Below are 21571 nucleotides of genomic sequence, written 5' to 3'. Positions count from 1 at the left end.
TCGGATCGGCGCGGTGCTTCCTTGGGGTTCCCGGGTGGTGTGCTCCGTCGGCCGTAATCCGGCGGAGCACACCGGTCCTGAGCCGTCGGCGCGCACCGCTGCCGCCGCCGGCCGGCGCGGACCCGGTCCGCGCCCGTTCCCGGGTGGTGCTCATCCCTTGAGGCCGGTGAAGCCTCCCCCGCCGCGTACGATCTGCCGCTGGAAGATCAGGAACAGCACGACCGGGGGCAGGATGGCGAGCAGCATCCCGGCGATGAGCAGCGACTGTTCCGCCGTTTCCGCGAGGCGCGGAAGAGCGGCGGAGATCGGCTGCTTCTCGGTGTCCGAGATGACGATCATCGGCCAGAGGAAGTCCTTCCAGGAGTTCATGACCGTCAACAGGGTCACCACCGCGAGGATCGGCCGCGACATGGGCAGCACGATCCGGCGGAAGATGATCAGTGGGCCCGCGCCGTCGACCTTGGCGGCCTCGAACAGCTCGCGCGGGATGCCGTCGAAGAACTTCATCACGATCAGCACGGTGAAGGCGCTGGCGGCGTGCGGCAGCCAGACCCCCCACGGGCTGTTGGCGAGCGAGATGCCGAGGCCCGGCAGGTCGAGCACGGTGAGGTAGAGCGCGACCAGGGAGATGGATCCGGGGATGAAGAGGGTGGCGAGCACCATCCAGCGCACGGGCGCCGCCCACCTGGGGCGCAGCACGGACAGGACGTACCCGCCGGTGGTGGCGACGAGGAGGTGTGCGAGGACGGAGCCGGTGACCAGGACCACGGTGTTCCAGAGGTACTGGCCGACCTGGAGTTCGTTCCAGGCGCGGGAGAGGTTCTCCCACTGCGCGTGGTCGGGCCACAGGGCCAGCGGGTCGCGCAGCAGCTCCTGGGTCGGTGAGACGGCTCCCTTGAAGGTCCAGTACAGGGGCGCCGCGCCGAAGGCGAGCAGCAGCAGGAAGGTGAGGCCCTGGACGGAGCCGAGCGAGACGCGCACGGAGGTCCGTCGCCGGTCGGCGCGGGAGACGAGTCCGCGTCCGCTCTCCTCGGGGCGGTTGCCGCGGCGGATGCGCAGGGGTGTCTGTACGGCCATCAGTTGCTCCAGCTCCTCGTCGCCCGCAGATAGATCGCCGAGAGCGCGCCGAGCACGAGGGCCAGCAGCACGCTGAGCGCGGTCGCGGCTCCGAAGTCGCCGTTCTGGAAGGCGTAGTTGTAGATCAGCATCAGGACGGTGACGGTGGAGTCCTCCGGGCCGCCGTCCGTCATCACGAAGGGTTCGGTGAAGACCTGGAGGGTGCCGATGATCTGGAGCAGCAGCATGATCAGGACGACGCCGCGCAGGGACGGCAGGGTGATGTGCCAGACCCGGCGCCAGATGCCCGCGCCGTCGATCTCCGCGGCCTCGTACAGTTCGGTGGGCACGGAGCCCAGCGCCGCCAGGTAGATGATCACGGTGGAGCCGAACCCGGCCCAGGTGGACTCCAGGACGATGGACAGCATCGCGGTGTCGGTGGACTGGAGCCAGGGGTACGGGCCGAGGCCCACGTGGGCCAGCAGCTGGTTGAACAGGCCGCCGTCCGGGTCGTAGAACACCTTCCAGAGCAGGACGGAGACCACCGGGGGGACCGCCACCGGGAGGTAGGCGAGGATGCGGAACAGCGTGCCGCCGCGCCGCAGTTCGGCGATGAGCACCGCGAGGAAGAGCGGCAGCGGGAATCCGATCACCAGGGCGAGCACCGCGAACAGCGCGGTGTTCTTGACCGCCGTCCACAGCAGCGGGTCCTCCAGCACGTGCCGGAAGTTGTCCAGGCCCACCCAGGTGGCCGGGCCGATCAGGTTGGTCTGCTCGAAGCTGAGCCGGACGCTCTGGACGATCGGCCACCAGGAGAAGTAGGCGAAGCACAGCACCATGGGCAGGCCGAACAGGATGGTGCTGATCCCTCCCTGCCCGGCCCAGCGGACGAAGCGCTCCACCGTGCGGGCGCGCCGCGAGGGGGCGGTGCGCGGCGGCTCCGGCGGGGTCCGTGCCGGCTCCGCGGGGTCGTCGTCACCACGCTGTTCGTTCGTCCGGTCCTTGTGGGTGCGGTTCCCGGCGGGCGCCGCAGGCACGTGCGACCTGCTCATGGACCTCTCCTCGCCTCTCCTCGTGCTGTGCTCGGTTCCGACGTGCCGGGCACGTCTCAGTGCTGCGCCCGTTCCACCTGGGACTCGACCTGTGCGGCGGCCTTCTTCAGCTGCTCGGCCGGGTTCGCGTCCTCGCGGGTCAGCACCGCCTGCACGGCGCTGTCGAGGGCCTTGTACACGTTCTGCGCCTCCACCGGCGGCTCGATGACCAGGTCGAACTCACCGAGGGCCTTGCTGTAGGGGGTGAAGTGTTCGACGGGTACGTTGGCCTGCTTGGCGACCGCCTCGTCGACCGGGCCGGCGACGGCGGGCTCGTAGAACGGGACGGCCGGCACGCCGATGATGGCGCCGTCCTTCTTCTTGGCGGCGGCGTCCCGCTCCGCGAGGGCGGGGTCGTACTTGGCGGAGAGGTAGTAGAAGTCGATGAACTTCGCGGCCGCCTCGCGCTGTCGGGGGGTTGCTCGGGGGCTGATCACGGCGATGGTGCCGCCGGCCAGGGTCCGCTTGGCGGTGCCGTCGGTGGGCATGGCGGCCAGTCCGACGGCCCCGGGGTCGCCCTTGTACTGCTGGACGTGGTGGTTGACGGAGCTGGGCCCGGCGATCGTCATGCCGATCTTCCCGGCCGAGAAGTCCTTCTCCACGTCGGTCATGTTGCGCAGTTGGTTCCTGCCCATCGAGTCGTCCGCCCAGCGCATCCGCTTGAGCATGTCGAGGGACTTCTCGGCGCCGCTGCCGGAACGGTCGAAGGTGTTGGCCCACTTGCCGCCGGACTCCTCCTGCATGGAGTCGCCGAAGGAGTACGCCATGGCGGTGAGCATCCAGCCGCCGGTGTTCTCCTTGGTCATCTGGGCGTAGCCGGTGGCGCCGGTCTTCTCGGAGATCGCCCTGGCCGCGGCACGGACCTCGGTCCACGTGACGGGCGGCTTGTCGGGGTCGAGCCCGGCCTTGCGGAACAGGTCGCGGTTGTAGAGCAGTCCGAGGGCGTATTCCTCGGTGGGTATGCCGTAGATCTTGCCGTCCAGGCCCTTCGCGCTGCCGAGGGCGACCTGGTTGAAGTCCTCACTGTGCTTGAGCTTCTCGAAGTCCTCGGTGAGGTCGGCCACCTGCCTGCGCTTGATCAGGCCCGACATCTCCGTCAGCGGCACCCGGACGATCGTCTCCAGGCTGCCGCCGCCGACCTTGGTCTGGAAACTCTGCTGGTCGTACTGGTACTCGTTCGTCTTGATCCTGATCCCGGGGTTGGCCTTCTCGAACTCCGCCACCCGCGCATTGAAGATCTTGACCGCGGCCGCGTTGGTGGCCGGCGGGCGCCCGGAGACGGTGATGGTCACCTTGCCGTCGGCGGCGGTGTCGTCGCCGGAACCGGAACACGAGGCAAGCGCGCAGACGAGCGCGCCCGCGGTGACGCCCGTCATGGCGATGCGCAGGGAGGGTCTCATCGGGGACTCCATTCAGGACAGACCGGAACTGGCCGGAAAGCGTTTTCCAGCCGGGGTCACCTTGCACCGCTCGATATCGTCGCGTCAATGGGTCAGGACAGGTCTTCCGCCCCCGATTTCTCCACGCGGCCCTTGCCGGAGGGTGACCCTCGGCTTAGCCTCTGGAAAACGCTTCCCAAGCGTTGCCGGAGATCGTCGGACGGACGATCGCGAGCTGGAGGACATCCCGTGCACCCTGTCTGGTCGGCCGCCGAGTACGACCGCGCCCTGCTGCGAGCGGCCCTTTCCGGGGGCGACCGCCACTGGGACCCCGAGGCGAACCTGTTGCAGGTCGAAGCCCCCTACAACCCCATCCACACCCACATCAAGGGTGGTCTCGCACACCCCACCCGCAACTCCCTGCAGTACGCGCTGCTCCTGCTGGAGCGGGGTGCGGCGGGCGACAACGAGCGCGCCCACGCCGCGATCCTGCGGGTCGCGGAGCTCCAGGACCGGTCCGAGGAGAGCCCGACCTACGGCATCTGGGGCTATTACGCCGAGGAGCCGGCGGCAAAGATGGACCCGCCGGACTGGAACTGGGCGGATTTCCTCGGCATCCAGCTGCTGCTGATCCACGCCCGGCACGGCGACCTCCTGCCGGCACGCGTACGGGACGAACTGCGGGAGTCGGTGCGGCACGCGGCGGCCTCGATCGTCCGCAGGGACGTCCCCATGACGTACACCAATGTCGCCGTGATGGGCACCTTCGTCGCGCTCGCCGCCGGGAAACTCCTCGACGACGAGGCCCTGTTCGCCTACGGCAAGGACCGCATGACGCGGCTGTGCGAGGCGATCGACACCACCGGGAGCTTCACCGAGTTCAACAGCCCGTCCTACTGGGGCGTCGTGCTGCAGACCTTGACGCTGATCCGGGAGCACGTGCGGGACGAACGGGTGCTGGAGCTCAACGACCGGCTGCACGACCGGCTCTGGCTGCACTTCCTGGCCCGCTGGCACCCGCCGACCCGCCAGCTCTCCGGCCCGATGGCCCGCTGCTACAGCAACGATCTCGGCGTTCCGCCGTTCCTGGTGAAGGCGGTGCGCGGGGCGCTGGGCACACCGGAGATCGGCCCGGTCGGCGGGGAGATGTCGATCGGGGTGCACGCCTGTGTCGACTACCGCATGCCCGACTGGGCGGCGGCCCGGCTGGCGGCGCTGGAGGGCGAGCACGAGCACCGGGAGCTGTTCGCCGGATCCGCCCATCCGGAGACCGGGACGACCTGGCTGGACGCGGTCACCACGCTGGGCAGCGTCAACCATCAGGACACCTGGCTGCAGCGGCGCGCGCTGTTCGGGCACTGGGTGCGGCCGGACGGCTCCGCCGGGCATCTGCACGTCCACCTGGTGAAGGACGACGGGGCGGAGGACTTCGACTTCGCCTCGGGCGTCCTGTCCACCGTGCAGAGCGGCCCGCACGTGGCCTGGATGGCGGGCTTCGCCTGCCCGGCGGGCGACCGGCACCACCACCTCGACATGATCGGGCCGGGAGACCGGTTCCGGGCCCGGTCGCTGCGGCTGGTGGTGGACCTGATCGGCGCGCCGCCCGTGCCCGAGGCGATCGAGGTGGAGCGCGGCATCGCACTCGACCTGGGGACGGCGCGGTTGGAACTCCGACTGGCCGGGGGCTCCTTCGGCGGTCGTACGCCCACGGTCGGGCTGGTGCCGCGCGCGGACGGGGCGCGGCTCGAAGTCGTCCTCTTCGAGAGTGCGACCCCGGCCGAGCTGGACTGGGCGGCGGTCGGCGACGCCTTCGCGGCGGGTTCGCTGTCCCTGGTGCCGTCCGACGCGGAGCACGACGGGGGTCCGGGCCCCGAGGTGGCCACGGCCGGTGACCACGCCGAGGTGCGCTGGACGACTCCGCGCGGCAACCGGCTCACGCTGTGCGGCGGCCGGTCGGTGGTGTCCCGCGAGGAGCACGCCGCGCTGTACTCGGCGACGCTCGACGGTGCGGCGCCGCCCTCACCGCGTCTCTCGGATTCGAGGCTGGTGCCGTGAACGGGCCCGTGTCCGAAGAACCGTGCCCGTCCGGCCGCGCCCCGGTCCGCGGTCACGCCCACCCGAGAAGGGACCGAACGCCAGTTGGTGACCGAGTGGCCGGCGCGCGGGCTGCGCCGGCGCAGCTTCTGCTTCCGATCCGGGACCACCGCCGCCTACCTGCCGCAGAAGGCCGTCGGCGGCTGTCAACGTCCTTATGGGGGGCCTCAGTTGTGGCACGCGGCGGACGAGGGTCCGGGCTGGCTGCGGCTCGACTGGGACTCCCCCGTCGTGCTCGGTTCGGTGCGGCTCGTCTTCGACGACGACGTCGACGAGTACCTCAACAACCTGCACCTGCACCGCACACCGTTCGAGATCATGCCGGAGCTGGTACGGGACTACCACGTCGAGGTGCGGGCGGACGGCGCCTGGCAGCGGGTGGCCGAGGAGACGGGCAATCGCAGGCGCCACCGCGTCCACCGGTTCACGCCGCGCTCGGTCTCGGCCCTGCGGGTGCGGGTCGACGCGACGAACGGCGCGCGCCGCCCTCGGATCGTGGCGGTGCGCGCCTGCTCCTGAGAGGTGGCGGAGGTCAGAGGGCGGGGCCCGGCCCGCCGTCGGCGGCGCGGCGTCGGCGGGCCGCCGCGACGAGGCCCACACCGATCAGGGCGGCCACGCCCGCCAGTCCGCCGAGACCGGCCAGGATCAGGGCGCCGGTGCCCATCGACGCAAGGGCCGAGGTGTCGGGGGCCCGGCCCCCCGCGGCCTGCCGGACGAGGTCGGCGACGGCGTCGGGGCGCGACATCATCGCGCTGTGGGAGGCGTCGACCTCGACCGTGTGCGACTTGGCGCGCCGGGCCTCGAAGCGGGCGAGATCCGGCACGACGGCCTTGTCCCCGGTGGCGACGAGCGCCCAGGACGGGATGGTCCGCCAGGCCGCGGCGGTCGCCCTGTCCGTGAACGCGTCCCCGCTGATGGGGCGTTGGGCGGCGGCCAGCCGCGCGGCGGTGTCCGACGGCAGGTCCGCCGCGAGGACTTCGCGGAACCTGTCGGGGTGGACGGACAGATCGGTGCCCTCGGTGCCGTCGGCCTTCTTGAACGGCTTCGGTCTCAGGGCCGAGTTCAGCCGGCCGCCGGGGAACCTCGCTCCCAGGTCGCTCAGCGACTCGCCCTTGTCCGGCATGAACGCGGACACGAACACCAGCGACTTCACCTGCGCGTTCCCCGCGGCGGCGTTGCTGATCACCGCACCGCCGTAGGAGTGACCGACCAGCACTATGGGACCCCGGACGCCTTTCAGCTCGTCGGTCAGATGTGCGGAGTCACCGGCGAGCCCGCGCAGCGGATTGGCCGGGACCACGACCTGGTAGCCGTCGCTCCGCAGTCGCTGCGCCACGCCGTTCCAGCCCGAGGCGTCGGCGAACGCCCCGTGCACCAGCACCACCGTGGGCTTGCCGTCCGCCGGATCGGCGCCGTCGGCGGCCGCGGCGGGTACGGCCGGCGCGGCGATGGCGGCCGCGACCAGGGCCGCGGCGACGGTCCGTCCGCGGCGCCCGGCCGTCCGTGCGCGCGGGGCAGTGGGGGTTGAGGCGGTCATGCTGGTCTCTCTTCGTCGGGGGCGGGGTCGTGAGCCCAGCGTTCCCGGGGTCCGGCCCGGTCGGCGCGACGCGGGAAGCAGCGGAGTGAAACCGGCCGACCGTCCGGGTGAGCGACGGCGGTGCGAGCCGCCGCCCGCCCCGCACCGGTCCGGCATCGGCCCCCGCTTCGTCCGGCTCCGCGCCCGCCCGGTGCCGCCCGGATCGGGACAGCGCCGGATCCCGGCCCGCGGATCCGGTCGGATCCGGATTCAGCGCCGCTCGGACTCGTCGCCTCCGCCCCGCAGTCTGCGGGACACCGCGCGCAGCCAGGGGTGGCGTTCGTGCGCTTGCGCCGAGCGCCGGTCGAGTTCCTTGCCGAGCCGTTCGGTGCGCTTGTCGATGTCCAGCTCGTCCAGGATCCGGTCGACCTCGGCGAGCAGCGCGCCGTGCAGCTGCCACTGGCGGGGGTGTTCCTGGACGTCCTCCAGGAGCAGCCCCGCCACTCGGTCCCTGGTGGTGCGGCCGGCGGCGAGGGCGTGGGCCAGCCGGTCCTCCGCCGCCTCGGCGTTCTCCGCCAGCGGGGTGGTGATCAGCGCCGCGAACGCCTCGACGGCGTCGGCCATCTGCCCGAACAGTTCTCGGAGGGAGTCGGCCACATCGGCGGGGAACAGCGTCTCCTCGGTACGGGCCTTGGCGAGGTCGGTCAGGGTGCGGGACAGCACCCGCAGCACCACGGCGCAGATCTCCAGGGTGTCCAGACCGGTGCGCAGCACGACCCGGTACAGCAGTCCCTGCCGGACACGGGGGTTGAGCGTGAGTCCTTCCTCGGCCTGCCGCAGCGAGGCGTCCACCTCGACGATGTCGTGGTCCAGCCGGCGGGCCTCGTGCAGGCGGTCGGCCGCCCGGGCCACGGGGAGCCGGCCGTGGGCGTCCTCGCCGATCGCGCGGAACATCGCCCCCATCGACGTCGCCAGGCTCTCGATGGAGGCGCCCGCGCTCTGCACCCATACCGGCGGGGCGAAGAGCAGGTTGAACAACAGGCCCACGCCCGCACCGATCAGCGTCTCCTGCACCCGGTCCAGCGCCGTGGAGGCGACCTGTGCGACGCCCAGGACGAGCATCGCGCTGATCGCCACCTCGGGCACGAACTCGTCGACCCGCACCAGTCGTCCGATGATCAGCGAGACGAAGATCGTCAGCCCGAGGCTCCACCAGCTGAGGCCGACCAGGGAGCTGAACACGCCGGCGATGACCACGCCGACGACGACCGAGTTCACCCGTCTGATCCCGGTGGTGAGGGTGGCGTAGAGGGTGACCTGTACGACCAGGAGCGCGGTGAGCGGTGCGGTGAGGGGGGCCGGATGCGGCAGGGTCCACACCGCCACGACATAGGCGATGACGGACGCCGCCGTGGAACGCAGGGTCTGCGCCCCGACGGGCTCGGTCGTGCGCCGGACGAGCTTGATCACGGGCTCGGATACTGCTGGCATCTCATTCCCATGCCCGCTGGTGCGCCGCCGCACCGCACCCGGGTCGCGAACCCCACCGTACGGACGTGCCGGAGGCCGGTGGGGCCCGCGGGCCGTGGTGGCAGCGGTTCAGCCGCGGGGGTCGAGGAGGCCGAGCAGCTGCGCGCAGGTGGCCGTGGACCGCGTCTCGTCGGCCAGTTGCTCGGCCCGGGTCCGGTACGCCGGGTCCTTGAGCACCTGTTCGACGGCGGACCTGATGCGGGAGACGTCGTCGCCGCCGAACGTCACCGTCGTGCCGGCCGAGCCGTTCGCCGGGGTGACGGCGAGCCCGGCGCCCGCCTCGACGACCAGCCCCGCGTTGAACGGCTGGTCGGCGAAGAGCGGGACGCAGACCAGCGGGAGACCGGCCGCCAGCGCGCCGTAGACCGTGCCCGAGCCGCCGTGGCAGACGACGGCACAGGCGCTGCCGAGGACGTCGTCCTGCGGCACCCACCTCTCCACCCGGACGCCGGGAGGCAGGGGTCCGAGGCTCGCCGGGTCGATGCCGCGCCCCACCGTGAGCAGCGCCCGCACCGGCAGTCCGTCCATCGCGTCGAGCAGCGCCCGGAACAGGTCGGGGGCGGTCGGCAGGGCGCCGACCTCGGAGCCGAGGGTGAGGTAGACCAGCGGTTCCTCGCCGTGGTGCCGCCCCTCCGGCGGCGCGGTGTGCGGCCCCGGGACGTGGTAGCGGTGGGTCACGGGGTACGGCGAGGGGTCGAGGGAGGCCGGCAGCCGTGTCAGGTACGGGGAGGACCGGATGCGGTCCGCGAGGCCGGGGCCGTAGCGGTCGAGCGCGGCGTCCAGCATCGGGTCGCCCGCCCGCGCGAACCGGGCGGCGCAGATCGCGACCCGGGCGTGCGGAACGCCGTGGCGTTCGGCGGCCACCACCGACGCCGGCTCGTACGTCTCGTGCAGCACGAGATCGGGGCGCCACTCGCGGCAGGCCTCGTCGAGCGCGGGCAGCAGGGCGTCGGGGTACAGCCGGCCGAACACCTCACGGGTCATCGAGGACACGCCCTCGTCCGGGGGCAGGCGGCGCAACCGGTCCATCATCCGCCGCAGTTCGTCGTCCGGGGGGTTCGCGCCGATGCGGTACGGCTGGGGCCGGGACGCCAATAACGTTTCGAGGCCGGGCGGGGCGACGACGAGGACGTCGTCGCCCCGTGCCGTGCACGCGTCGATGAAGGGAATCAGGGGGCCGAAGTGGCCCGAGCCGCGGGTCGAGGAGAAGAGAACACGCATGGTGCGAGCGTAGGTAGCCCCGGGCCGCTCACACAGGGGCGCTTTCCGCCTCGTTCGGCGCCTTCGGGGCGTGCGCGATGGCGTGATCGGACCGGGCTCGCGCGACGGCGCGGGCCGTGCCGCGCCGTGCGCGTCGGCGCCGTCAGGCCGGTGGGTCCTGCTCGGGGCGCCGGTCCTGCACCTTGGTCCGGTACAGCCAGAGCAGCACGGAGAACACCAGGACGGCGAGCGCCACGCCCAGTTCGGTGTAGCCGCCGTACCCGGTGATGGAGAAGCCGGTGGCGCCCACCACCAGCACCACGGTGAGGAACGCGGCCAGCGCCCAGGCCAGCGGCACGAAGAAGGCGGGCAGCCGGATGGGCCGCACGGCGTCGGGGCGGTCCTTGCGCAGCAGCGCGAAGCCGGAGACCGCCAGCACATGGGCGAGGATGTATCCCAGGTTGCCGGTGACGATGATGGCCAGCGGTGTCTGAAGCACCGTCAGCACGAAGATATTCAGGATCAGGGCCACCAGCAGCGCCCGGGCCGGCACCCCGCGCCGGTTCAGCACCCCGACCTGTCTGACGGTGAGTCCGGCCCTGCCCATCTCGTACAGCACCCGGGAGCCGTCGGCGAGCCCGGTGATCATGATGAGCAGCAGCGAGGCGACGAGGAAGACCACCATCAGGTCGGAAGCCCCGCCCACCAGGTCCTGGAAGGCGCCGACGTAGAACGTCGTGGGGTCCTCGCCGATGGCCTTCTCGCCGACGTACCCGGACAGGGCCAGGGGCAGCAGGACGAAGACGCCGAGGCAGAACAGCACCCCGGCGCGCAGGGCGCGGGTGGTGTCGCGGACGGTGTCCTTGTACTCCGGCGCGAAGGTCGCGCACACCTCCACACCGAACGACGTCCATGCCATCACGTACAGCCAGACCAGCGCCTCGCGCAGACCGGCGGCTCCGTGCAGGTTCCAGTGCAGGCCCTGTGCGCTCCAGTCCCCGGAGAGCAGGGGCACGACGATGAAGACGACGAGAGGGATCAGCAGCGCGCCGCCGGTGACGTAGACGACCCACATGGCGACGTGCAGGCCGATCATGGCGGCGCCGAACAGCAGCAGCATCACGAGCAGGCCGACGGCGATGGGGAAGTCCACCTTCAGCGGCCCGTACTCCACACTCCAGTCCTGGCCGGGGAACCACTGGGCCTGGACGAACGAGCCGATGATCCCGGAGTAGACGGCGAGGGCCGTCGTCCAGGGGAACCAGTAGCCGATGCTCGCGATCGGGCCGACCACGGGGGCCCGCTTCTTCCATCCCTCGGTCGCGTAGTGGGCGATCCCTCCGGAGGAGTCGGGGAACATCGCGGCGAGTTCGGTGTAGATCCAGTTGGTGGCGGTCGCGAGCACCATGGAGACCGCCCACAGGGCGATGGCGCCCCAGGCGCCGAGGCCGCCGATGGAGGCACCGAGCGAGGCGATGAGCGCGGCGGGCATGGTCAGCGACATCGCGAACCCGTCGAACCAGTTCATCTTCTTCGGCAGTGCCGGGGCGGCCCCGCCCGCCGTGGGATCCGGCCCGGAGGAACCGGACGACGCCGAGGGGTCAGGTGCGGGCGACGGGGGCGGGGCGGGGGTCTTCGGCTGGGACGGCATGACGTTCCCCTCACGGTGGGCGCGACGGTCGGCGCGGCAGGAGTGTCGATGGGCCCTGGTTATAAGCGAGCGAAAAAACGCCTGTCAATACTCACGAACAAGCAATGATCGAATCCCATGATTGCTGATCCAGCAGTCTTGACAGTTGCTGATTGCTGGGCGAGTCTCCAGGCATCGCTTCGCACCGGACTCGGGCAGACGAGGCATTCGAGCCGACGCGCCCTTTCCGGTCAAGACAGGACAGAGAGGCCATCTCATGACCACCCCGACCGCCGACCGGCACCTGCTCTTCATCAACGGCACCCGCACCGAGGGCACGTCGGGACGTGACCACGAGGTCGTCAGCCCCGCCACGGGCGAACTCGTCGGGACGTTCCCGGTGCCCTCGGCCGCCGATGTCGACGCGGCGGTGCGTGCCGCGAACGAGGCCCAGCCCGCCTGGGCGGCGACCAATGTGTGGGACCGCGCCGAGGTCTGTCACCGCATCGGCACGGAGCTCGGCCGGCGCGTGGACGAACTCGCCCGCCTCCAGACCCTGGAGCAGGGCAAGCCGCTCGCCGAGTCGGTCGCCGACATCGAGGAGGCGGCCAAGCTGTTCCATCTGCACGCGGAGGACGCCGTACGGCTGCACGGCGAGACACTGCTCTCCACCGACAACACCAAGCGGATGTTCACCTTCCACCGCGCGGTGGGCACCTGGGGCATCATCACGCCGTGGAACTTCCCGCTGCTGATGCTCGCGGAGTTCGTCGCCCCCGGGCTCGCCACCGGCAACGCCCACGTCGTCAAGCCGCCGGCCAACACCCCGCTGACCGTGCTCCGGGCGATGGAGGCGTTCACCGCCGCCGGAGTGCCCGAGGGCCTGGTCAACATCGTGCCCGGCGAGGGCGACACCGGAGAGGCCCTGGTGCGCCACGACGGCATCCACGCGATCGGCTTCATCGGTTCCTCCGCGACCGGGGCGAGGATCCAGGCCGCCGCAGGGCTCAAGCGTTCCGTCATGGAATGCTCCGGCAACGGCCCCCTCGTCGTCCTCGCCGACGCCGATGTCGAGGCCGCGGCAAAGGCGGCCGTGGACGGTGCCTACCCGTGCGCCGGGCAGGTCTGTTGCGCCACCGAACGCGTCGTCGTGCACAGGGACGTCCACGACGCGTTCGTCGAGGCCGTGCTGCGCGAGGCCGGGCGCATCACCCTCGGCGACCCGTTCGACCCCGCGACGGTCCTGGGCCCGCTGAACAACGAGGGCGTCGCGGCCAAGATGGACCGGCACATGGCCGACGCCCGCGAGCGCGGCGCGGACATCCTGCTCGGCGGCCGGCGCGCCCCGGGCCACCCCACCGACCTCTACTACGAATTCACCGTGGTGGACGGGGTGCCGGAGGACAGCCTGCTGTCCCGCGAGGAGTCCTTCGGACCGGTCGTGCCGATCATCACCGGCCAGGACGAGGACGATCTGCTGCGGATCGCCAACGACGACCGCCTCGGCCTCCAGGGCGCCGTCTTCACCCGCAGCATGACCTCCGCCTTCCGGTTCATCGAGGAGATGGCCGTGGGCCAGGTCGTCGTGAACGAGAGCAACAACTGGTGGGACATCAACATGCCGTTCGGCGGCGCCGGCGGCCGTTCCACCGGCTGGGGCCGCATCGGCGGGAAGTGGACGCTCATGGACATGACCGACACCCGCACCGGCGTGATCAGCCTCTGACCGTCCCGCGCCACCCGACCGTCCGTCCGTCGGCCGGGATCCCGACCACACCCGTCGGGGCCCCGGCCCACGCCGCCCACCACGCCGGCAACGAGGTATCCACCGCATGACCACCGCAGCCCCGCGCCCCACCGACCACCGCAACCGACTGCGCGAAACGAAGACCGCCCCCTACTGGACGGACCGTCCCGAGCACCCCGCGCCGCTGCCGCGGCTGACCGCCGACACCACCTGCGACCTCGCCGTCGTCGGCGGCGGGTACACCGGGCTGTGGACGGCGCTCCTCGCCAAGCGCGACCATCCCGAACGGGACGTCCTGGTCCTCGAACAGAACACCTGCGGCCACGCGGCCAGCGGCCGCAACGGCGGGTTCTGCTCCCCCAGCCTCACCCACGGCCTCGCCAACGGCGTCGAGCGCTGGCCCGCCGAGGCCCGGCTGCTGCACCGGCTCGGCATGGAGAACCTCGACGCCTTCCGCCGCGACCTGGACACCCACGGCATCGACTGCGGATTCACCCGCAGCGGAAAGGTCACCGTCGCCGCGACCCCCTGGCAGGCCGAGGGGCTCAAGGGCGCGCACGCCCTCGCCCACCGGTTCGGCGAGCACACCAGGCTGCTGGACGGCACGCAGCTGCGCGAGTACGTCGACTCCCCCGTCTGGACCGCCGGCCTGTGGTCCCCGGACTACGCGCTCCTCGACCCCGCCCGGCTGGTCTGGGGCCTGCGCGCCGCCTGCCTCGACCTGGGGGTCCGCATCGCCGAGCACACCGAGGTCACCGCGCTGACCGCCCGGCACACCGGCCGGGTGCGGCTCGCCACACCGTACGCCGCGGTCGGCGCCCGGCAGGTCGCGCTCGCCACCAACATCTACCGGCCCCTGCTCCGGCGCCTCTCCCTCAGCATGATCCCGGTCTACGACTACGCGCTCACCACCGAACCGCTCCGCGACGACCAGCTCGCCGCCATCGGCTGGAGCGGCGACCACGGGATCACCGACGCGGGCAACCAGTTCCACTACCTCCGCAAGACCGACGACAACCGCATTCTCTTCGGCGGCTACGACGCCGTCTACCACTACGGCAGCCCCGTGGACGAGGCCCACACCCAGCGCCCCGCCACCTTCGACACGCTCGCCGCGCAGTTCGCCGAGGCGTTCCCCGCCCTCGCCGACGTCCGCTTCTCGCACGCCTGGGGCGGGGTCATCGACTCCACCACCCGCTTCTGCATGTTCGCCGGCACCGCCGCGCGGGGCCGGGTCTCCTACGCCCTCGGCTACACCGGGCTCGGCGTCGGCGCCACCCGCTACGGCGCCCAGGTCATGCTGGACCTGCTCACGGGCCGCCGCACGGAGCGGACCCGGCCCGCGATGATCCGCCGCCCGCCCGTGCCCTTCCCCCCGGAGCCGGTCCGCTACCTGGGCGTCGAGGCCACCCGGCGGTCCATGGCCCGCGAGGACGCGGACGGCCGCCGCAATCTGTGGCTGCGCGCCCTGGACCGACTCGGCCTCGGCTTCGACTCCTGAGCCGGGCCGGGCAGGATAGGCCCGTACGACGAAGAGCCAGGCCCGCCCGTGGTGGCGGGCCGCGCACGGGAGCCGGAGCAACAGCATGAGCACGCAGGGTGGCAGCCCCCTGGACGACACCGACCGCCGGATCATCGCCGCACTCCAGGCGGACGGCCGCCGCCCGTACAGCCAGATCGGCGAGGAACTGGACATCCCGGCCTCCTCCGTGCGCTACCGCGTGCAGCGCATGGAGGAGAACGGCACGCTGCAGATCGTCGGCATCGCCAACCCGCTGACCATCGGATTCGACCGGTTCGCCATGGTCGGCATCCGGGTGCGGCCGGGCACCGCGCAGGAGGTCTGCCGACGGCTGCGGGAGCTGCCGGAGACCTCCTACGTGATCATGACGGCGGGCACGTACGACGTGATGGCGGAGGTGATCTGCCGCGACACCGACCATTTCACGGACCTGATGAACCGCAGACTGCATCTCATCGACGGCGTCGTCTCCACCGACTCGTTCTTCGTGCTGGAGGTGCACAAGCTGGCGTACGGATGGGGCGTCGGCGAGGTGGACAGTTCGCTGCTCGACGCTCCCCGGCCGCCGCTCGGCGCCGGTCTCGACCAGCGCGCCTGAGCCGCGCCGCGGGCGTCAGCCCGCGAATCCTACGTGCACGTGGTCGTGGTGGGTGTCGTCCGTGAAGAACTGGTTGGGCGTCGCGCCCCCGGACACCCGCACCGGCCCGCCCACGTTGTACGAACCCGCCGCGGCGGCGTCCCGCATGAACGACTCGACCAACCGCCGCGGGGTCGCCCGGTCGACGACCGGGTGCCCGTCGATGCGCCACACGTCGAAGGCGCGGCCCGGCGGGTGGTCGCTGCGCCGGTCGGTGCCGAACACGTACAGCGGGTGCCCGGAGCTGAACACGGTGACGTCGATCCGGTACGTGCCGGCCAGGTCCAGCAGAGCCCCGAGCGCGGCCGGACGGATGTGCCCGCTGCGGACATCGGCCCTCGCCGCCGGAGGAAGCCCGATCCGGGCGTGATCGAGAACCCGCCGTGCCTCCGCGGGAAGTCGGGGCGCGGCGGGGCGCAGCGGCCCCGGATGCAGCGCGGTGACCTCCCATCGCGGACGCGCCCGCCTCAGCCGTACGTCGACGGTGGTGCCACCGGCCCGGCCCGGGGTCCACTGCCGGTACGCCACCATCACGCTGGCGGTGTCCGCCAGGATTCCGCCGTACTGCGCGTCGATCACCTGGAGTGCGGCCTCGTCCGCGGCGGGCCTCATCGGGCCCGCCGCGTCCACCAGCGACGGCGCCGCCGCCAGCGCGGCCACCCGGCGCTTCGCGGCCGCCGCGCCGCCCTGTCCGGCGGGCCACGCGCCGATCGCCTCCACCACCTGGACGGCCCGCAGCTTCACGTCGGGGTCCACGTCGTCGCGGTTCGGGCGCCAGGCGGTGGCCGCGGGGAGCGACGCGTGCGGGGACGCGGGTCCGGACGGCCCCGTCGCCGTCCCGGAGGTCCCCGAGCAGCCCGCGGCCCCGGCGAGCAGCCCGCCGGCCGACAGCAGCAGGCCCCGCCGGCCGAGAGGTCGTGACATGCGATGCCCCATTCCCGTTCCGGGACCGGCCGCGCCGGGACCCGTACAGAATTCGATGGTCAGGCATGAATGGCTTCATCATCTTCCATTCCCCGGGGCCCGGCTGCCAGCATCGGCGCACCGCCACCCCGTTGAGGGAGAAATCAGATGAAACGTCACCGTTCTCTGCGCTGTCTGGCAGCCCTGGCCATGGTCGCCCTCGCGGCCACCGCCTGCGGCCGTTCCAACCAGGGCGACGCCCCGACCGGCAGTGCCTCCCGGGCCGCCGACTCCCGGTCGGCCGCCGAACTGCTCCCCGACCCGTACCGGCAGAAGGGGGTGCTCAGGGTGGCCACCGCGGTGGGGTACCCGCCGATGGAGATGTACGAGCCGGGAACCACCCGGCTCACCGGTGTCGACCCCGATCTGGCCAAGGCCGTCGCCGGCCGGCTGAAGCTGAAGGTGGAACTCACCAACGCCGCGTTCGACGGGCTGATCCCGGGGCTGGAGTCCGGCCGCTTCGACCTGGTCATGTCGTCCATGACGGACAGCGCCCAGCGGCGGCAGGCGGTCGACTTCGTCGACTACTTCCGCACCGGCGGCGTCATCATGACGAAGAAGGGGAACCCGCAGGGCATCACGTCGCTCGCGGACCTGTGCGGAAAGAGCGTCGTCCTCGCCAAGGGCAGCTCCAACCTCCGCATCGGCGAGGAGCAGAACGCCAAGTGCGGCGAGAAGATGCGGATCTCGCAGAGCGAGGACGCGCCGACGGGGCTGCTGCAACTGGACAGCGGGCGCGCCGTCGCGACCATCGTCGACTACCCCGTCGCCAGGATGTTCACCGAGAAGAAGAGCGGCGCGTACGAGGTGCTGCCGAAGCAGTATGGCACCGCCCCGTGGGGCATCGCGGTCTCGAAGAGCCAGGCCGGACTGCGCGACGCGGTGCACAAGGCCCTGCAGGAGCTGATCGACAGCGGTGAGTACCGCAAGATCCTCGACACCTGGAAGGTCGGCGACAGCGCCGTCACCGAGGCAACGGTCAACGACGGGCAGTGAGAACGGACATGACGTACCAGAAAACGTCCGAGGCGCCGGTGGACGGCGCGGCAGCGCCCGACGACGACCTCGCCCTCAGGCTGAGCCGCCGCCCCCGTCCGGCGCGCTGGCTGGCGGTGCTGGCCGCCGCGCTGTTCGCGGTGTGGATCGCGTACACCATCATCGTCAATCCCCACCTGCACTGGGACATCGTCGCCGAGTACCAGTTCGACACGGTGATCCTCCAGGGTCTGTGGGTGACGATCCAGCTCACCCTCGTCTCGATGACCGTCGGCGTCGTCATCGGCGTGGTCGTCGCGGTGATGCAGCTCTCCGACAGCCCGGTGCTGCGGTTCACGGCCGGTGCGTACACCTGGTTCTTCCGGGGCACCCCGCTGCTGGTCCAGCTGATCTTCTGGTTCAACCTGGCCCTGCTGTTCCCGGTGATCAGCATCGGTGTGCCGTTCGACGGGCCGAAGCTGATCAGCTGGCAGTCGAACCAGGTCATCACCGGTTTCGTGGCGGCCCTGCTCGGACTCTCCATCAACGAGGGCGCCTACATGGCCGAGATCGTCCGGGCGGGCATCGGGAGCGTGGATCCCGGCCAGCGCGAGGCGGGGGCGTCCCTCGGGATGTCGAACCGCCAGATCCTGTTCCGGGTCGTCCTCCCGCAGGCGATGCGGGTCATCGTCCCGCCGTTCGGCAACCAGTTCATCTCCATGCTCAAGACGACCTCGCTGGTGTCGGTCATCGCGGGCTCCGACCTGATGACCGTCTCCCAGCACCTCTACCTCGCCAACTTCGAGGTGGTGGCGCTGCTGCTGGTGGCGTCCTTCTGGTACCTGGCCCTCACCACGCTCGCCAGCATCGGACAGCACGCGGTCGAACGCCGCTACAGCCCGGGGGCCGCCCCGCCGCTGCGGCGCAGGATCCTGGCCGATCTGAGACCCGGACGGAACGCCGGGAAGGGAGCGACGGCATGAGCGACGCCATGGGCGACGTGGTCCTCAGGGCCCGCAAGGTCCGCAAACGGTTCGGTGACACCGAGGTGCTGAAGGGCATCGATCTCAACGTCCGCAGCGGTGAGGTGCTGTGCGTCATCGGCCCCTCCGGCTCCGGCAAGTCGACGCTGCTGCGCTGCTTCAACCATCTTGAGGGGATCGACGCGGGCCGGGTGTGGATGAACGGCGAGCTGATCGGCTACGAGCAGCACGGCACGTCCGGCCGGGTCCTGCGCGAGATGCGTCCGCGCGACGTGCGGCGCCAGCGTGAGCGGATCGGGATGGTGTTCCAGCGGTTCCACCTGTTCCCGCACCGCACGGCGGTGCAGAACGTGATGGAGGGCCCGGTCGCCGTGAAGGGCCGTTCCCGCGCCGAGGCCGCGAAGCGGGCCCTGGAGCTGCTGGCCGAGGTCGGTCTCGCGGACCGCGCGGACCACTACCCGGCGCAGTTGTCGGGCGGTCAGCAGCAGCGCGTGGCGATCGCCCGCGCGCTGGCCATGGAGCCCGATCTGATGCTCTTCGACGAACCGACCTCCGCCCTCGACCCCGAACTCGTCGGCGAGGTGCTGGGCGTCATGCGCGACCTGGCCCGCCGGGGCATGACCATGATCGTGGTCACGCACGAGATGGGCTTCGCCCGCGAGGTCGCCGACCGGGTCGTGTTCATGGACCAGGGCGCCGTCGTCGAGTCCGGGAGCCCGGACCTCCTGTTCACCGCCCCGCGCCACGCGCGCACGCGGGCCTTCCTGTCGACGGTGCTGTGATGGGCCGCCCCGTGGATCTGCTGCTGCGCGGCGGACTGCTCGTCGACGGCACCGGCGCGCCCGCCCGGGAGGCGGACGTCGCGGTGGCGGACGGACGGATCACCGTGCTCCCGGCGGGCACGCCGGCCGCGGCGGCCGAGGTCCTGGACGTGTCCGGCCGGGCCGTCGCCCCCGGCTTCATCGACGTGCACACCCATTCCGACGCACTGGCCGCGCCGCTCGGCGACGGCGTGCCGGAACCGGCCGACGACCTGCGACTCGCGCCGCTGCTCCAGGGCGTCACCACGGAGATCTGCGGCAACTGCGGGACCAGTCTGTTCCCGTCGCTGCCGAAGCGGCTGCCCGAGCTGGCCGAGCACCTCCGGGTGACGTTCGGGATCGGTCCGGTCCGGCCCGCGGTGGACTTCGACGCGTTCGCCGCCGGTCAGGACCCCGCGCTGCGGCACAACCACATCGCCTCGCTGGTGGGCCACGGCACGTTGCGCGCCGGGGTGATGGGCTTCGAGGACCGTCCGCCCCGCCCCGACGAGCTGGACGCCATGTGCGCGCTGCTCGACCGGGCGCTGGAGCAGGGCGCGGCGGGCCTGTCCACCGGGCTGATCTACCCGCCCGGCACCTACGCCGCCACCGAGGAGATCGTCGCACTGGCCCGGGTCGCCGCCCGCCACGGCAAGCCCTACGTCACCCATCTGCGCGACGAGATGTCGCAGGTGGAATCGGCGCTGGAGGAGGCGCTGGAGATCGCGGAGCGTTCCGGCGCCGCGCTCCAGGTCTCCCACCACAAGACCGCGGGCCGGCACGCCTGGGGGGCCACGCTGCGCACCCTGCCCCGGCTGGAGCGGGCCCGCGCCGCAGGGGTGGACGTGCTGTGCGACGTGTACCCGTACACCGCGGGCAGCACCGTGCTGCACGCGATGCTGCCGCCGTGGGCGAGCGAGGGCGGTGTCGGCGCGCTGCTGGAACGGCTGGGCCGGGAGGACGTCCGCGACCGGATCCGGGCGGACATCGCCACGGGCGTCGAGGGGTGGGAGAACACCGTGGGCAACGGCGGCTGGGACCTCATCGCGGTGGCCGCCGCGCGGTCCCGTCCGGAGGCCGAGGGCCGCCGGGTCGCCGATCTCGCCGCCGAGCAGGGTGTCGACCCGGTCGACTACGTGTGCGACCTGCTGCTGGCGGAGCGGGGCGAGGTGACCATCATCAGCCACTCCATGCGCGAGGAAGACGTCCGGCGGGTGCTGGCCGGTCCGCTGTCGATGATCGGCTCGGACGGCGTCCCCAAGCCCGGCCGCCCGCACCCCCGTTGGGCGGGGAGCTTCGCCCGTGTGCTCGGCCACTACGCCCGCGATCAGCGACTGCTGTCGCTGGAGCGGGCGGTGCACAAGATGTCGGGGCTGCCGGCCCGGCGGTTCGGGCTCACCGGCCGTGGTGTGGTCCGCGACGGCGCCGTGGCGGACCTGGTGGTGTTCGATCCGGGGACGGTGTGCGACCGTGCCACGTTCGAGCGTCCGCTGCTGGCGCCCGAGGGCATCGGTACCGTGGTGGTCGCCGGACGGGTCGCGGTCAGGGACGGCCGTCCGACCGCCGCGCGGGCGGGGGAAGTGGTGAGGGTCCGATGAGTCTGTCCCAGGTGACCGCGGCGGCACGGCGGTCGGCCGCACTGCCGCTCACCCTGGCCGTCCGCGCCGTCGACGTCGACGGCGAGGGCGCGGTGGGGGTGGACGACGACGTGGTGCTGCCCGTCGCGTCCGCCTCGAAGCTGCTGCTGCTCGCCGAGGTGTCCCGCCGTCTGGACAGCGGGGAGCTGCCGCCCGGCCGGATCGTCGAGATCCTCGACGAGGACCGTGCGGACGGCACCGGGCTGCTGCGCCGGATGAGCAGGGACGGCTGGAGCGTGGAGGACCTGGCCTGGCTGACCGCGTCGGTCAGCGACAACACCGCGACCAACGCACTGCTGCGCATGGTGGGGCGGGAGTCCACGGCCCGGTTGGCGCAGCGGCTCGGGCTGGGACGTCTCGTGCTCCACGACAAGGTCCGCGACGTCCGGGGCCCGGACGTGCCGCCCGTCTTCGCCACCGGTACCGCGAGGGACCTGGCGCGACTGGTGACGCACGCGGCGCGCGGCACGATGGTCTCGCCCGCAGCCTCCACGCGGCTGCTGGGATGGATGCGCGCCAACACCGACCACGGGCTCGTCCCGGCCCTGGTGGACCACGACCCGTACGCGCCCGGCTTCCCGGATCCGCTTCCCGGAAGGCTGCTGGTGGCCAACAAGACCGGCACCGACACCGGGGTCCGCGCGGACGCCGGTGTCGTCGTCGGGGCCCGGCGGCTCGCGTACGCGGTGGTGGCGCACTGGGACACGGCGCTGGGGCCGGGAGCCGAGCGGGCCGCGGTGCACGCCATGCGGGACGTCGGCCGCACCCTCGCGGCCTGCGCCGGCCGCTCCGCCCCCTGACGAGGCCGCTC

General features: G+C 72.0%; 18 protein-coding genes. 10 read left to right on the top strand and 8 right to left on the bottom strand.

The genetic code is table 11. From position 1 onward, the window contains the following. Nucleotides 1-150: 150 nt before the first annotated feature. Genes AMK22_RS16945 through AMK22_RS16935 form a run of 3 tightly spaced genes read right to left on the bottom strand, consistent with a single transcriptional unit; the run spans nt 151 to nt 3547 of the window. Entirely contained in the window at nt 151-1077 is a 927-nt protein-coding gene (locus tag AMK22_RS16945) for a carbohydrate ABC transporter permease (RefSeq protein ID WP_079186199.1), read from the bottom strand. Next, a complete protein-coding gene (locus AMK22_RS16940; RefSeq protein WP_079186198.1) occupies nt 1077-2108 on the bottom strand; it encodes a carbohydrate ABC transporter permease in 1032 nt (343 codons plus the stop codon). The genes AMK22_RS16945 and AMK22_RS16940 overlap by 1 nt, the downstream gene beginning before the upstream one ends. A 56-nt stretch (nt 2109-2164) precedes the next feature. Next, the gene (locus tag AMK22_RS16935; RefSeq protein ID WP_073785846.1) at nt 2165-3547 is read right to left on the bottom strand and encodes an extracellular solute-binding protein; all 1383 of its coding nucleotides are present in this window, start codon (nt 3545-3547) and stop codon (nt 2165-2167) included. Between the two features lie 228 nt (nt 3548-3775). Between AMK22_RS16935 and AMK22_RS16930 the strand changes: the two genes are divergently transcribed. Together AMK22_RS16930 and AMK22_RS16925 are read left to right on the top strand one after the other, a co-directional pair. After that, nucleotides 3776-5581, top strand: a complete 1806-nt coding sequence (locus tag AMK22_RS16930; protein WP_073785844.1) for a hypothetical protein — start codon at nt 3776-3778, stop codon at nt 5579-5581. Nucleotides 5582-5668: 87 nt separating this feature from the next. Continuing rightward, nucleotides 5669-6139: a galactose-binding domain-containing protein gene (locus AMK22_RS16925; protein ID WP_073785842.1), complete on the top strand. Its 471-nt coding sequence runs from the start codon at nt 5669-5671 to the stop codon at nt 6137-6139. Between the two features lie 13 nt (nt 6140-6152). On the opposite strand, the gene AMK22_RS16920 is transcribed toward AMK22_RS16925, so the two are convergent. The 4 genes from AMK22_RS16920 to AMK22_RS16905 all read right to left on the bottom strand — a co-directional run bounded on the left by AMK22_RS16920 (nt 6153) and on the right by AMK22_RS16905 (nt 11517). Then, nucleotides 6153-7157, bottom strand: a complete 1005-nt coding sequence (locus tag AMK22_RS16920; RefSeq protein WP_073785840.1) for an alpha/beta fold hydrolase — start codon at nt 7155-7157, stop codon at nt 6153-6155. A 249-nt stretch (nt 7158-7406) separates the two neighbouring features. Then, nucleotides 7407-8627 carry an FUSC family protein gene (locus tag AMK22_RS16915; protein ID WP_073785838.1) on the bottom strand — a complete coding sequence of 407 codons (1221 nt, stop codon included), beginning with the start codon at nt 8625-8627 and terminating at the stop codon, nt 7407-7409. 108 nt (nt 8628-8735) lie between these two features. Next, the gene (locus AMK22_RS16910; protein WP_073785836.1) at nt 8736-9887 is read right to left on the bottom strand and encodes a glycosyltransferase; all 1152 of its coding nucleotides are present in this window, start codon (nt 9885-9887) and stop codon (nt 8736-8738) included. Between the two features lie 142 nt (nt 9888-10029). Beyond that, complete coding sequence (locus AMK22_RS16905) at nt 10030-11517, bottom strand: APC family permease (protein ID WP_079186196.1); 1488 nt, start codon at nt 11515-11517, stop codon at nt 10030-10032. A gap of 256 nt (nt 11518-11773) precedes the next feature. On the opposite strand from AMK22_RS16905, the gene AMK22_RS16900 reads away from it, so the two are divergent. From AMK22_RS16900 to AMK22_RS16890, 3 genes are all read left to right on the top strand, one after another. Next, nucleotides 11774-13222, top strand: a complete 1449-nt coding sequence (locus AMK22_RS16900; RefSeq protein WP_073785835.1) for an aldehyde dehydrogenase family protein — start codon at nt 11774-11776, stop codon at nt 13220-13222. 106 nt (nt 13223-13328) lie between these two features. Beyond that, nucleotides 13329-14744 carry an NAD(P)/FAD-dependent oxidoreductase gene (locus tag AMK22_RS16895; RefSeq protein ID WP_079186195.1) on the top strand — a complete coding sequence of 472 codons (1416 nt, stop codon included), beginning with the start codon at nt 13329-13331 and terminating at the stop codon, nt 14742-14744. 85 nt (nt 14745-14829) lie between these two features. Further along, a complete protein-coding gene (locus tag AMK22_RS16890) occupies nt 14830-15363 on the top strand; it encodes an Lrp/AsnC family transcriptional regulator (protein ID WP_073785833.1) in 534 nt (177 codons plus the stop codon). A gap of 15 nt (nt 15364-15378) precedes the next feature. On the opposite strand, the gene AMK22_RS16885 is transcribed toward AMK22_RS16890, so the two are convergent. Further along, entirely contained in the window at nt 15379-16326 is a 948-nt protein-coding gene (locus tag AMK22_RS16885; RefSeq protein WP_242434006.1) for a hypothetical protein, read from the bottom strand. A 147-nt stretch (nt 16327-16473) separates the two neighbouring features. Here AMK22_RS16885 and AMK22_RS16880 point away from each other — a divergent pair, with 147 nt between their 5' ends. Genes AMK22_RS16880 through AMK22_RS16860 form a run of 5 tightly spaced genes read left to right on the top strand, consistent with a single transcriptional unit; the run spans nt 16474 to nt 21560 of the window. After that, the gene (locus tag AMK22_RS16880; protein ID WP_073785829.1) at nt 16474-17361 is read left to right on the top strand and encodes an ABC transporter substrate-binding protein; all 888 of its coding nucleotides are present in this window, start codon (nt 16474-16476) and stop codon (nt 17359-17361) included. Between the two features lie 8 nt (nt 17362-17369). After that, a complete protein-coding gene (locus AMK22_RS16875; RefSeq protein WP_073785827.1) occupies nt 17370-18323 on the top strand; it encodes an amino acid ABC transporter permease in 954 nt (317 codons plus the stop codon). Then, complete coding sequence (locus tag AMK22_RS16870) at nt 18320-19105, top strand: amino acid ABC transporter ATP-binding protein (protein WP_073785825.1); 786 nt, start codon at nt 18320-18322, stop codon at nt 19103-19105. The genes AMK22_RS16875 and AMK22_RS16870 overlap by 4 nt, the downstream gene beginning before the upstream one ends. Then, nucleotides 19105-20721 carry an N-acyl-D-amino-acid deacylase family protein gene (locus AMK22_RS16865; RefSeq protein WP_073785823.1) on the top strand — a complete coding sequence of 539 codons (1617 nt, stop codon included), beginning with the start codon at nt 19105-19107 and terminating at the stop codon, nt 20719-20721. The genes AMK22_RS16870 and AMK22_RS16865 overlap by 1 nt, the downstream gene beginning before the upstream one ends. Beyond that, nucleotides 20718-21560, top strand: a complete 843-nt coding sequence (locus AMK22_RS16860; protein WP_073785821.1) for a serine hydrolase — start codon at nt 20718-20720, stop codon at nt 21558-21560. The genes AMK22_RS16865 and AMK22_RS16860 overlap by 4 nt, the downstream gene beginning before the upstream one ends. The last annotated feature ends 11 nt before the right edge of the window (nt 21561-21571 follow it).

It is taken from the genome of Streptomyces sp. CB01580 (assembly GCF_001905795.1).
Lineage (GTDB): Bacteria > Actinomycetota > Actinomycetes > Streptomycetales > Streptomycetaceae > Streptomyces.
The sequence above is the reverse complement of the archived record's forward strand: the minus strand, read 5'-3'. Positions and strand labels throughout refer to the sequence as shown.

What these genes read in the sequence shown, in the direction of transcription:
- AMK22_RS16885 (WP_242434006.1), bottom strand. Translation starts at nt 16,326, where the DNA reads ATGTCACGACCTCTCGGCCGGCGGGGCCTGCTGCTGTCGGCCGGCGGG.
- AMK22_RS16875 (WP_073785827.1), top strand. Translation starts at nt 17,370, where the DNA reads ATGACGTACCAGAAAACGTCCGAGGCGCCGGTGGACGGCGCGGCAGCG.
- AMK22_RS16900 (WP_073785835.1), top strand. Translation starts at nt 11,774, where the DNA reads ATGACCACCCCGACCGCCGACCGGCACCTGCTCTTCATCAACGGCACC.
- AMK22_RS16915 (WP_073785838.1), bottom strand. Translation starts at nt 8,627, where the DNA reads ATGCCAGCAGTATCCGAGCCCGTGATCAAGCTCGTCCGGCGCACGACC.
- AMK22_RS16935 (WP_073785846.1), bottom strand. Translation starts at nt 3,547, where the DNA reads ATGAGACCCTCCCTGCGCATCGCCATGACGGGCGTCACCGCGGGCGCG.
- AMK22_RS16865 (WP_073785823.1), top strand. Translation starts at nt 19,105, where the DNA reads ATGGGCCGCCCCGTGGATCTGCTGCTGCGCGGCGGACTGCTCGTCGAC.
- AMK22_RS16860 (WP_073785821.1), top strand. Translation starts at nt 20,718, where the DNA reads ATGAGTCTGTCCCAGGTGACCGCGGCGGCACGGCGGTCGGCCGCACTG.
- AMK22_RS16890 (WP_073785833.1), top strand. Translation starts at nt 14,830, where the DNA reads ATGAGCACGCAGGGTGGCAGCCCCCTGGACGACACCGACCGCCGGATC.
- AMK22_RS16880 (WP_073785829.1), top strand. Translation starts at nt 16,474, where the DNA reads ATGAAACGTCACCGTTCTCTGCGCTGTCTGGCAGCCCTGGCCATGGTC.
- AMK22_RS16920 (WP_073785840.1), bottom strand. Translation starts at nt 7,157, where the DNA reads ATGACCGCCTCAACCCCCACTGCCCCGCGCGCACGGACGGCCGGGCGC.
- AMK22_RS16905 (WP_079186196.1), bottom strand. Translation starts at nt 11,517, where the DNA reads ATGCCGTCCCAGCCGAAGACCCCCGCCCCGCCCCCGTCGCCCGCACCT.
- AMK22_RS16940 (WP_079186198.1), bottom strand. Translation starts at nt 2,108, where the DNA reads ATGAGCAGGTCGCACGTGCCTGCGGCGCCCGCCGGGAACCGCACCCAC.
- AMK22_RS16870 (WP_073785825.1), top strand. Translation starts at nt 18,320, where the DNA reads ATGAGCGACGCCATGGGCGACGTGGTCCTCAGGGCCCGCAAGGTCCGC.
- AMK22_RS16895 (WP_079186195.1), top strand. Translation starts at nt 13,329, where the DNA reads ATGACCACCGCAGCCCCGCGCCCCACCGACCACCGCAACCGACTGCGC.
- AMK22_RS16910 (WP_073785836.1), bottom strand. Translation starts at nt 9,887, where the DNA reads ATGCGTGTTCTCTTCTCCTCGACCCGCGGCTCGGGCCACTTCGGCCCC.
- AMK22_RS16945 (WP_079186199.1), bottom strand. Translation starts at nt 1,077, where the DNA reads ATGGCCGTACAGACACCCCTGCGCATCCGCCGCGGCAACCGCCCCGAG.